Here is a 10,239-nt window from a genome sequence, read left to right as displayed (position 1 = left end):
CATCGACGTGGGCGTCACCGGCCGCGAGGACGGCACCTACTATCCGAACGTCGCCGTCGCCGCGGCGGAGAAGGTCGCCGCGGGCGAGGCGGACCGGGCGCTGCTGATCTGCGGCACCGGTCTGGGCGTCGCGATCGCCGCCAACAAGGTCTCCGGCATCCGCGCCGTGACCGCGCACGATCTCTACTCCGTGCAGCGCTCCGTGCTCTCGAACAACGCGCAGGTGCTGTGCATGGGCGAGCGTGTGATCGGGCTCGAGCTCGCGAAGGAGCTGGTGAAGGTGTGGCTGGACCTCGAGTTCGATCCGACCTCATCCTCAGCGGCGAAGGTCGACGCGATCTGCGCCTACGACGGCTCCCTCGACCAGGCCTGACACACCGGTCGGTCCCGTCAGGCGGCCCGCATGGGCCCGCCTGACGAGCCGCTCCACCACGCCGGACGGAGCACACGCCCGCACCCGCCGAGCCGCACGACCACGCCGGACGGACGGACGGACGGACGGACCACAGGTCAGCACCCGCCGAGCCGCACCAAGTTGATCGACGGAATGTTCCACCCGGTGGAAGTTTTCGTCGATCAACTCCGGTCGCCCCTGTAGGTCGGCCCGGAAGGTCGCCCCTGTATGTCGGCCAGGAAGATCGCCCCTGTATGTCGGCCCGGAAGGTCGCCCCTGTATGTCGGCCCGAAAGGCCGGCCCGATATGAAGGAGACATGATGAGCACCTTGTGGGTGGGCACCAGCTGGAAGATGACCAAGACGCTCGCCGAGGGGCGCGCATGGGCACGCGGCCTGCGCGAACACCTGGCCGGTCGCACGCCCGCCGGGGTGCAGCCCTTCGTGATCCCCTCCTTCACGGCGACCACTGCCGTGGCCGAGGAGCTCGGTGAGGACTCCCCCGTCCTGCTCGGCGTGCAGAACGCGCACTGGGAGGATGCCGGGGCCTGGACCGGGGAGGTCTCGGTCCCGCAGGCGAAGGACGCCGGCGCCCGGATCGTCGAGATCGGACACTCCGAGCGCAGGGAGCACTTCGGCGAGACGGTCGAGACCACACGGCGCAAGGTCGCCGCGGCCCTCCGCCACGGCCTGACCCCGCTGCTGTGCATCGGGGAGAGCGCCGCGGTGAAGGAGGCGGGCGGCTCGAGCGGCTTCATCCTCGAGCAGGCCGGCGGCGCGCTCGACGGTCTCACCGCGGACGAGCTCTCCCGCGTGGTGATCGCTTACGAACCGATCTGGGCGATCGGCGAGACGGGCCGTCCCGCCACCGTCGAGGAGCTCGTCGATCCCTTCGCCGCACTGGGCGCGGAGTACTCGGGGAAGGTCACCGGCCTGCTCTACGGCGGCTCGGTGAACCTCGACAACGCCGCGGGTCTGCTCGGGATCGAGCACGTCACCGGGCTGTTCGTGGGACGCACCGCCTGGCAGCTGGAGGGCTATCTCGAGCTGCTGCGGATCGCCGCGGAGCACGCCGGCAGCTGAGCGGCGGCTGTGAGCTGCGGCGGAGCGTCCCTCGAGACCCTCGGGAGTCGCCCCGCCGCTGTCCACCAGTTCACCGGTTCACCAGCTCACAGGCTCTGCGACGCCATCCACTCCCAGAGGTGCACGCCCTGCTCCTGCGGGTCGTTGCGCGCCACATAGATCCAGGACCAGTGGCCGGGGTACTCCTCGCCCTCCCAGACGACGTCCGGGTACAGGCTCATCAGCGAGCCGTCGATCAGCTCGTGGAAGCGCACCGTGTTCTGCTGGGGATCCAGGGTGGTGTCGTTCTCGGCGGTGACCAGCCAGGTGGGGGTCGGGGCGAGAGAGCGCAGGGTGTCGTCGCTGAGGTGGAAGGTGCCCTCCGGCCCGCTCACCGCCGCACAGATCGGGACCTGCGAGGCGAACTCCCCGGGATTCTCCGCGACCATCTTGAGCGTCATGTATCCGCCGTTGGAGCAGCCGAGCACGTGGACCCGCTCCACATCGATCCGCTCCCGTGCGATGACCTCGTCGATCACGGCCCGGACCTGCGGGGCGAAGCCGTCACCGTCCTGCATCCACGCCGAGGTGGACTGCGGGGCGAGCACGTACGCGCCGCCGAACAGCTCCTGCGCCTCGGCCGTCGCGAAGCCGAGCGCACCGCGGTTCGCCCGCAGCGTGGACTCGTTGTCGTAGTAGTCGTGCCCGCCGGTGAGCAGTCCGCCCTCCCCGCCGCCGTGCAGCCACACCACCAGCGGCTTGTTCCGCCCGCGACCTCCTCGGGCCGACGGGGTGAACAGCCGGTACTTCAGACCGTCCTGCACCTGGTGGTGCGAGAAGGCGTCCACCTCCAGGGAGAGCAGCTCGCCCTGGACGAAGGAGCCGAGCTCGACCGGGGCACGGTTCCCCCGGTGCTGCAGCGGCTCCACCTGGGTGAGCGTGTACTCGAGGTCGAGCATCACGTTGCGGCCGCTGGTGTAGAGCAGGGTGGAACCCCCGTCCACGCCCCAGCCGTGCTCGAGCTCGAGGACCACGTCCCTGCCCTGCCAGCGGGCGTCAGTGACCACGCGGTCCTGCGCGTAGGCGAGGCTGCCGTCGAGCGGGCTGGTGGCGCGGACGTGCACCGCGAAGGTATCGGTGGTCAGGGAGTCGGGATGGATCGGGGCGAGATCGGTGGAGCGCAGCGTCAGAGAGACCACCTGCTCGCCGCTGTCGAGGACCTCGGCGTTCAGGTCCACGGTGACCTGCTTGCGCTTGCCACCGCCGCCGCTGGGGCCGGCGGGGGCGGCGTGGGCGGAGGTGGTGGCCAGCATCGCGGCGGCGCCGAGGGCGGTGCCCGCGGCTCCGGTGGCGAGGAGGGTACGGCGGGGCAGGGTGGTGTTCATCGAGGACTCCTTCGTCCACAGGCATCCGGTGGCTGGCATGTCAGAAAATACATACCAGTGGTCGGAGATTAGGGAGTCGGCGCCGACAGGTCAAGGGATCCCCGCCCGTCGGACCTCCGCTCCCGACCTCGCCTCGGGTCGCCCACGCCCTACTCCGGACGCGGACCGAGCAGCTTCCGTGCAGGTGGGAGGCCCGCACGGAGTTCGGGGGATAGCCCCCAGCCGTTGTTCGGACGGCCGCGATAGCCTGGAGGTCTTCGATGGCGAGGTCCGCACCGGGCTCAGCGCTCCTCGAGCCCCGGCCCTCTCCGTCATCACTCTCAGCCCCGACCCACGAGAGGTTCGCGGTCCCTATGAACGCCCCGCATCGTCCCTCGAAGCGACACCCGGTACGGAGAGGCGGCATCCCGCCGCTTCCCGGCGCCGGCATGCGTCGCGGCGACGGGCGAGCCTGGGCACAGCCTCCGCGCGGACCCGTCGGCCCGCCGACCGGCCAGCGTCCGCTCGAGGGGACGATCTACGCCCCGCGCTCGAAGGCGCTCGCGCCGCGTCGGCGCCGTGGCCGGTGGCTCACCGTGGGGGTGCCGTCGGTGCTCGGCGGCGGCCTCGGGATCTCCACCTTCCTGCTGCTCGGCGTCAGCAGCCTCATCGGCGGTGCAGGCCTGGTCGCGCCGCTGCTGGCCGGGCTGGGAGTCGCGGTCGTGGTGGGCGGCGGCACCGGGCTGCTGCTGCGCAACCGGGCCCCCCAGCCGGTCCGCTTGGGCCGCGGGAACCCCGAGATCCCGGACGGCACCCGCACGATGCTCGAGAAGATCGTCAAGGACTCCCGCCAGCAGCGACGCCGGCTGCATCGGATGCAGAAGCGCGCCCGCGGGTCGGCGGTCTCGCAGATCCTGGGCCGGGCGGAGACGCTGCTGCTGCGGATCGATGCCCTGCTGGGCTCCGCTGCCATCCAGTCGCGCCGCGCCTCGGACGGCGACGTGATGCTGCTCGAGGGAATGGCCGAGCGCTATGTCCCGGAGCTCGTGGACGCGCTGGAGAGGACGGTCGGCTTCCTCGCCCCGACCACCACCGAGGCCGCGCGGGAGAAGGCGATCGAGAACCTGCACAGCATCGACGAGCAGCTCGCCGGGCTCGGCCGCAGCCTCGACCGTCTCGAGAACGACGTCGTCGCCGGGGTGACCCGCTCCCTGGACGTGCACTCGGAGTTCCTGCGGGCACGCCTCTCCGAACCCTCATACGATCCGCTCGCCGACCGCTGACCAGCGACGACGAACATCCTCCAGAGCACTCGACACCGGACCCTCCGCAAGACTCAGTCCGACGAGCCCCCCGCGGCGGTCCGTGCGCGGCCCTCGAACCCGCTCAGCGATCGGGCGAGCACCCCGTCCAGGTGCGCGGAGAGGGCACGCAGCGCCCCGTCGTGGTGATGCTGGCGGACCATGTCCAGGATCAGGCCGTGCTCATGATGGGCGGTGTGCCCGTCGAAGGTCTCCGGGCCACCGGACCACGTCTGCCGCATGCGATGGCTGTAGGTGCTGAGGTTCTCCACCATCGTGCGCAGGTAGCGGTTGTCCGCATGGGCGAAGAAGACCTGGTGGAAGGCCCAGTCGGCGCGGAAGTGCTCATTGAGAAGCGCGTAGTCCTCGGTGCCGTCGTGCCCGATGCGCGTCAGCACCTCCGCGTGGATGCGGTGCGCCTCGTCGAGATCGATGACCAGGGCGTCGCGGTCGTGGAAGGCACGGCCCAGGGCCGCGGCCTCGACCACCTTGCGGGCATCCAGGAGCTCGGTCATGTGCGCCGCATCGAGCGGGGGCGCGACCACGTAGCCGCGCAGCGCCACGTACTCGACCAGGCCGGAGCGCTCGAGGGAGACCATCGCCTCGCGCACGGGCGTGGGCGAGACCTCGAGGTCTCGGGCGAGCCCGTCGATGCTCAACCGGGAGCCCGGCGCCCACCGCGCCTCGAGCAGCCGTTGGAGGATCAGCTCCTCGACCTCGGCGCGGAGCACCTGTCGTCGCACGGCCATCGCGGCATCCCCTCGCATCGTCCCGGCACGAGCTCCTCGGCCTGCCGCGGGCTGTCACCAGCGGACTCCTCACCCTATAGGAAGTTGCCGTGTGTGCCGGGGATTCCCCGGGTGCCTCCCTCGGGCGCCTCGGGGTCACCCGGTCAGGGCGTGCGGGAATCCCAGGTGCTTGGCGATGATCCCGAGCTGCACCTCGGTGGAGCCCTCCCCCACCTCGAGCACGCGGGAGTCCCGATAGTGGCGGGCCACGACGTTCTCGTTGAGGAAGCCGTTGCCTCCCCAGATCTGGCAGGCGTCACGGGCGTTGGCGACCGCGGCCTCGCTGCTGACGAGCTTGGCCAGCGACGCCTCCTGGCTGAACGGCACACCGGCGTCGAGGCGTCGGGCGGCCTCGTGAATGAGCGCCCGGGAGCTCGCGACGCGGGACTGCATGCGGGCCAGGGTGAAGGCGATGTGCTGCCTCTCGCCGAGCGCCCTGCCGAACACGACCCGCTTCTGCGCGTAGTCCACAGCCTGTTCGAGGCAGCCCTGGGCCGCGCCCACGCACAGCGCGGCCAGCGCGACCCGGCCCTGGTCGAGGATCGCCAGGAAGTTCGCGAAGCCGCGGCCCCGCTCCCCCAGCAGATTCTCCTCGGGCACGCGCACGTCCTCGAGCAGCAGCGGGTGGGTGTCCGAGGTGTGCCAGCCGACCTTGTCGTAGCCGGGCAGAGCCGTGAACCCGGGAGTGTCCGTCGGAACGATGATGCTGGTCAGCTCCGGGGTGGTGCGGCCATTGCCGCGATCACGCTGCCCGGTCACGGCCGTGACGGTGACCAACGAGGTGATGGGGGTGCCGGAGTTGGTGATGAACTGCTTGGTGCCGTCGAGCACCCACTGGCCGCCCTCCAGGCGCGCTGTGGTGCGGGTGCCTCCGGCATCGGAGCCGGCCTCCGCCTCGGTGAGCCCGAAGGCGGCGAGCTCCTCCCCACGGGCCAGGGCCGGCAGGTACCGCTCCTTCTGGGCCTCGGTGCCGAAGCTGAGGATCGGCATCGCGCCCAGGCCTAGCCCGGCCTCGAGGGTGACGGCGATGGACTGGTCCACCCGCGCCAACTGCTCGACGGCGAGGCACAGGGACATGTAGTCCCGGCCCTGACCGCCGTACTCCTTCGGGATCGGCAGCCCGAACAGTCCCAGTCGCCCCATCTGGGCGATGATCTCCATCGGCAGGCGCCGCTGGGTGTCGTACTCGTAGCTGGCCGGCGCCACGACCTCGTCGGCGAACTCGCGCACCTGCGCGGCGAGGCGCTGATGCTCCTCGCTCAGCATGTCGGTGCCGGGCGGGGGCGTGGGGGTGGTGCTCACGGAGATCTCCTTCTCGGGGGGCGGCGGTGCCCCTCAGCGGTCACGGCGGGTCAGCGGTCAGGGCGGGTCTGCGGTCAGGACGGGTCGGTGCTCACCAGCGATCGGTGCGCTTGTCGGATCGGAGCTCAGGTGCGATCGGGGCTGGTGCGGGCGGCGAGGGACCGGGCATGGCGGAGGATCGGCCCGTCGACCATGCGTCCCTCGTGCTCGAACACCCCGGCGCCGTGGTGCTCGGCGGCGGCGAGCACACCGCGGGCCCAGGCCGCCTCCTCCGGACTGGGGGCGTAGGCGGCGCGGATCGCGCCTGCCTGATCCGGGTGGATGCAGGCGGTGGCGGTGAAGCCGCTGGCCGCGGCGTCCTCGGCCTCGGCTCGCCAGGCATCTGCGTCGGAGAGGTCGGTGTGGATCGCGTCGATCGCGCTGCGGTCGTGCGCGCGGGCGGCGAGCAGCACGGTGGAGCGGGCATGGCGGACCACCTCGCGGTAGCTGCCGTCCGCGTGACGCGAGGAGGTGCCCCCGAGGGATGCGATGAGGTCCTCCCCGCCCCACATGAGGGCGGCGACGTCCGGATGGGCGGCGAGCGCGGGTGCGGCGAGGATGCCGCGAGCCGTCTCGCACAGCACCACCACCTGCACCCCGGGCAGAGCCCCGACGAGCCGGTCCACCATCGCGGGGGTCTCCGCCTTGGGGAGCATCACCCAGCGGGGACGGTGGGCGCTCAGCGCGCGGAGGTCCGCCTCGAAGTCGGGGCTGCCGGGCGCGTTGACCCGGATGAGGGTGCGGGCTGGGTCGAGGCGGTGGGCGGCGACCGCTTCGCGAGCCGTCTGCTTGCTCCCGGGGCCGACGGCGTCCTCGAGGTCGAGGATCACGGCGTCGGCCCGGTCGGCGGCCTTCGCGAAGCGGTCCGGGCGATCCCCGGGGCAGAACAGCAGCGAGGGACCCAGCGGGAAGGCCTCGTGGCCCTCGGCGCGGTGGGGATCCGTGGCGCCGTGCCGCTGCCGGCAGGTGACCCTGCTGGCCGGGGCGATGTGCTCGTGGGCACTGGTCATGAGTGCTCCTGGTCGGAGACGGGGGTGTCGTGCATGAGGGTGGTGCGCTCGGCGCGGACCACCACGTCGCCGTGCTGGTTGCGGCCGGTGTGCGCGAGGGAGACGACGGACTGCCCGGGGCGGGAGCGGGAGGCGCGCACGCCGGTCACGGCGGTCTCGCTGTAGAGGGTGTCGCCGTGGCGCAGCGGGTGGGGGAAGCTGATCGCTCCGAAGCCGAGGTTCGCGACCAGCGTGCCCTGGGTGAGCTGGGCGACCGAGGCGCCGACGACGGTGGCGAGGGTGAGCATCGAGTTCACCAGGCGCTCCCCGAACTCTGTGGTCTCGCTCCAGGCGGCGTCGAGGTGGAGGGCCTGCGGGTTCATCGTCAGGGTGGAGAACAGGACGTTGTCCGCCTCGCCGATGGTGCGCCCGGGCCGGTGCGCATAGGTCGCCCCGATCTGCAGCTCGTCGGCGTACAGCCCGCGCTGCACGATGCGTGGTCCGGGGGCGGCGTCGGGCTCGCGGGCGGCGGTGGGCTCGCGGGCAGGGCCGGGAGCGACGTCGGGGGTGGGGTCGGTCATGAGCAAACCTCCTGCTCGGGGATGGGTTCGGGCGCAGCCGCCGGTGCGGGAACCGGTGCTGCGAGCACCTCGGCGACCTCCTCGCCGCGGGCCACGCTCTGACCGGCCCGGACGTGCAGGCGCACGGTGCCGTCGCCGGGGGCGTGGAGGGTGTGCTCCATCTTCATCGCCTCGACCACCAGCACCGGGTCCCCGGTGCTCACGAGGTCCCCGTCGGCGACCAGCACGGTGGTGACGGTGCCGGGCATCGGGGAGGCGAGCGTAGGGGCCGCCTCCCGGTCGGTCGCACTGCGCAGGGCGCGGTGCAGCCTCAGTTCGACGTCCTCGCCGGGCAGGCCGATCCACACCGAGTCCTCGGCGACGTGGTGGAGCAGGCGCATCCGGGTGCCGTCGACGGTGACCGCGCCGGAGTGCAGGGAGAGGTCGAGCTCCTGCCCGCCGATCCGGGCCCTCGCCGTGCCGGGGGAGCCGGTGAGGGTGACCGTCCACGCACCGTCGTCGGCCCCGCCGCTCGTGCCCGCTCCGGGGGCCGATCCCTCCGCGCCGCTGGGAACCGCCCCGTCGGCCGCTGCGAAGCGGACCGTGAAGGGGGCGTGCTGTCCGAGCCGCCATCCCGAGGGGCGGTGCCAGAGGTCGTCCGGGCGGGAACGGGCCACCCGGTCCCGGTGCAGCAGGGCCGCGACGGCGAGCGCCTGCGCGGTGACCGGGGGCGGGGTGAGCTCGGGCAGGCGCCGCTCGATGAGGCCGGTGTCCAGGTCACCGCGCTGCACCTCCGCCAGGGCGAGCAGCGAGCGCAGGAAGGCGGTGTTGGTGACCACGCCGAGCACATGGGTGCCCTCGAGCGCGCGGTCCAGGGCGGCGAGCGCCAGCGCCCGGGTGGGGGCGTGGGCGATCACCTTGGCGAGCATCGGGTCGTAGCTGCTGGAGACGGCGGTGCCGACGCTCAGTGCGTGATCGACCCGCGCGTGCTCCGGCAGGGCGAGGCCGAGCACCGTCCCACCGGTGGGCAGGAAGCCGGCGGCGGCGTCCTCGGCGTAGACGCGCGCCTCGATCGCGTGACCCTCCAGGTGCACGTCCTGCTGGGAGAGCGGGAGCGGCTCGCCGCTGGCGATCCGGAGCTGCGCGGCGACCAGGTCGATCCCGGTGACCGCCTCGGTGACGGCGTGCTCGACCTGCAGGCGGGTGTTCATCTCGAGGAAGAACGGCTCCTCGGGGGCGGCGGCGTCGATGATGAACTCGACGGTGCCCGCGCCCACGTAGTCCACGGCGCGGGCGGCGGCGACCGCGACCTCGCCGAAGCGTGCGCGCTGCGCGGGGGTCAGCGAGGGGCTGGGCGCCTCCTCGATCACCTTCTGGTGGCGGCGCTGCAGGGAGCACTCCCGCTCCCCCAGATGGATCACCCTCCCGTGGGTGTCGGCGAGGACCTGCACCTCGATGTGGCGGGGGGCCGTGATCAGCCGTTCGAGGAACAGGGTGTCGTCGCCGAAGGCACCGGCGGCCTCTCGGCGGGCGGCGGCGAGCGCGGCCGGCAGGTCCTCGGCACGGGTCACCTCGTGCATGCCCTTGCCGCCACCGCCTGCGGCGGGCTTGACCAGCACCGGGAAGCCGATCTCGGCGGCTCCGGCGAGCAGGGCGGCGTCGTCGAGCCCGGGCTCGGCCAGCCCCGGGACGACGGGCACGTCCCGGGCGGTGACCGCGGCGCGGGCGGCGATCTTGTCCCCCATGGTCTCGATCGCGGCGGCCGACGGGCCGATGAAGGTCAGCCCCGCCTCGGCGCAGGCACGGGCGAAGTCCGCCCGCTCGGCGAGGAAGCCGTAGCCGGGATGGATCGCCTGGGCGCCGGTGGCGCGGGCGGCGGCGATGATCTCCGCGCCGTCGAGGTAGGAGCCGATGCGCACGGCCCTTTCCGCCGCGGCCACGTGCGCGGCGCCGGCGTCCTCGTCGGTGTGCACGGCGATCCCTGTCATGCCCAGGGCGTGCACGCTGCGCAGGATCCGCATCGCGATCTCGCCGCGGTTGGCGATCAGGACGGTGTCGATCGGAACGGCATCGCGCATCGGCGTCCTCTCCCTGCGGGGATCCTGCTGGCTGGTCGGCGTCGTGGGGGTCATCTGCCGCCTCACATCCGGAAGACGCCATGGCTGGGCTCGGCCAGCGGGGCGCGGGAGACGACGTCGAGGGCAAGGCCCAGCACGGTGCGGGTCTCGGCCGGGTCGATGACGCCGTCGTCCCAGAGCCGGGCGGTGGAGTAATAGGGGCTGCCCTGGGCCTCGTACTCCTCGATGATGGGGCGCTGGAACTCGGCCTCCTCCTCGGCGCTCCAGCTGCCGCCGCCGGCCTCGATCCGGTCGCGCCGGACGGTGGAGAGCACGGCGGCGGCCTGCTGACCGCCCATCACGGAGACGCGGGCGCCCGGCCAC

Annotated in this window: 10 protein-coding genes; 3 read left to right on the top strand and 7 right to left on the bottom strand. The window is 72.6% G+C overall.

The genetic code is table 11. The annotated features are described in order from the left end of the window. Both VF289_RS05270 and VF289_RS05265 read left to right on the top strand, forming a co-directional pair. On the top strand, positions 1-373 hold a 373-nt coding region (locus VF289_RS05270; protein WP_330881819.1), incomplete at its 5' end, for an RpiB/LacA/LacB family sugar-phosphate isomerase. A gap of 341 nt (positions 374-714) precedes the next feature. Beyond that, the gene (locus VF289_RS05265) at positions 715-1,476 is read left to right on the top strand and encodes a triose-phosphate isomerase (RefSeq protein ID WP_330881817.1); all 762 of its coding nucleotides are present in this window, start codon (positions 715-717) and stop codon (positions 1,474-1,476) included. Between the two features lie 86 nt (positions 1,477-1,562). Here VF289_RS05265 and VF289_RS05260 read toward each other — a convergent pair whose 3' ends face one another. Continuing rightward, positions 1,563-2,840, bottom strand: a complete 1,278-nt coding sequence (locus VF289_RS05260) for a prolyl oligopeptidase family serine peptidase (RefSeq protein WP_330881816.1) — start codon at positions 2,838-2,840, stop codon at positions 1,563-1,565. Between the two features lie 353 nt (positions 2,841-3,193). Between VF289_RS05260 and VF289_RS05255 the strand changes: the two genes are divergently transcribed. Beyond that, complete coding sequence (locus tag VF289_RS05255; RefSeq protein ID WP_330881814.1) at positions 3,194-4,102, top strand: hypothetical protein; 909 nt, start codon at positions 3,194-3,196, stop codon at positions 4,100-4,102. Between the two features lie 53 nt (positions 4,103-4,155). Here the strand turns inward: VF289_RS05255 and VF289_RS05250 are convergent, their stop codons facing one another. The 6 genes from VF289_RS05250 to VF289_RS05225 form a co-directional block, all read right to left on the bottom strand. Next, positions 4,156-4,869 (bottom strand): GntR family transcriptional regulator, encoded by a 714-nt coding sequence (locus VF289_RS05250; protein WP_330881812.1) that lies wholly within the window; start codon positions 4,867-4,869, stop codon positions 4,156-4,158. Positions 4,870-5,004: 135 nt separating this feature from the next. After that, positions 5,005-6,174, bottom strand: coding sequence for an acyl-CoA dehydrogenase family protein (locus VF289_RS05245; RefSeq protein ID WP_330881820.1), 1,170 nt, complete (start codon positions 6,172-6,174; stop codon positions 5,005-5,007). Positions 6,175-6,335: 161 nt separating this feature from the next. Next, positions 6,336-7,259, bottom strand: coding sequence for a CoA ester lyase (locus VF289_RS05240; protein ID WP_330881810.1), 924 nt, complete (start codon positions 7,257-7,259; stop codon positions 6,336-6,338). Continuing rightward, positions 7,256-7,819, bottom strand: a complete 564-nt coding sequence (locus VF289_RS05235; protein ID WP_330881808.1) for a MaoC family dehydratase — start codon at positions 7,817-7,819, stop codon at positions 7,256-7,258. Before VF289_RS05235 ends, VF289_RS05240 begins: the two co-directional genes overlap by 4 nt. Next, positions 7,816-9,876, bottom strand: a complete 2,061-nt coding sequence (locus VF289_RS05230; RefSeq protein ID WP_414644439.1) for an acetyl/propionyl/methylcrotonyl-CoA carboxylase subunit alpha — start codon at positions 9,874-9,876, stop codon at positions 7,816-7,818. Before VF289_RS05230 ends, VF289_RS05235 begins: the two co-directional genes overlap by 4 nt. Before the next feature lie 62 nt (positions 9,877-9,938). Next, positions 9,939-10,239 (bottom strand): carboxyl transferase domain-containing protein (locus VF289_RS05225; RefSeq protein WP_330881804.1); only part of this gene is annotated, 301 nt, incomplete at its 5' end.

This window comes from Brachybacterium sp., assembly GCF_036379615.1.
Classification (GTDB): Bacteria; Actinomycetota; Actinomycetes; order Actinomycetales; family Dermabacteraceae; genus Brachybacterium.
This window is presented reverse-complemented; position numbering and strand designations above follow the sequence as displayed.

Bases quoted from the DNA above. Each gene is read 5' to 3' on its own strand.
- VF289_RS05265 (WP_330881817.1), top strand. From the start codon at position 715: ATGAGCACCTTGTGGGTGGGCACCAGCTGGAAGATGACCAAGACGCTC.
- VF289_RS05260 (WP_330881816.1), bottom strand. From the start codon at position 2,840: ATGAACACCACCCTGCCCCGCCGTACCCTCCTCGCCACCGGAGCCGCG.
- VF289_RS05255 (WP_330881814.1), top strand. From the start codon at position 3,194: ATGAACGCCCCGCATCGTCCCTCGAAGCGACACCCGGTACGGAGAGGC.
- VF289_RS05250 (WP_330881812.1), bottom strand. From the start codon at position 4,869: ATGGCCGTGCGACGACAGGTGCTCCGCGCCGAGGTCGAGGAGCTGATC.
- VF289_RS05245 (WP_330881820.1), bottom strand. From the start codon at position 6,174: ATGCTGAGCGAGGAGCATCAGCGCCTCGCCGCGCAGGTGCGCGAGTTC.
- VF289_RS05240 (WP_330881810.1), bottom strand. From the start codon at position 7,259: ATGACCAGTGCCCACGAGCACATCGCCCCGGCCAGCAGGGTCACCTGC.
- VF289_RS05235 (WP_330881808.1), bottom strand. From the start codon at position 7,819: ATGACCGACCCCACCCCCGACGTCGCTCCCGGCCCTGCCCGCGAGCCC.
- VF289_RS05230 (WP_414644439.1), bottom strand. From the start codon at position 9,876: ATGCGCGATGCCGTTCCGATCGACACCGTCCTGATCGCCAACCGCGGC.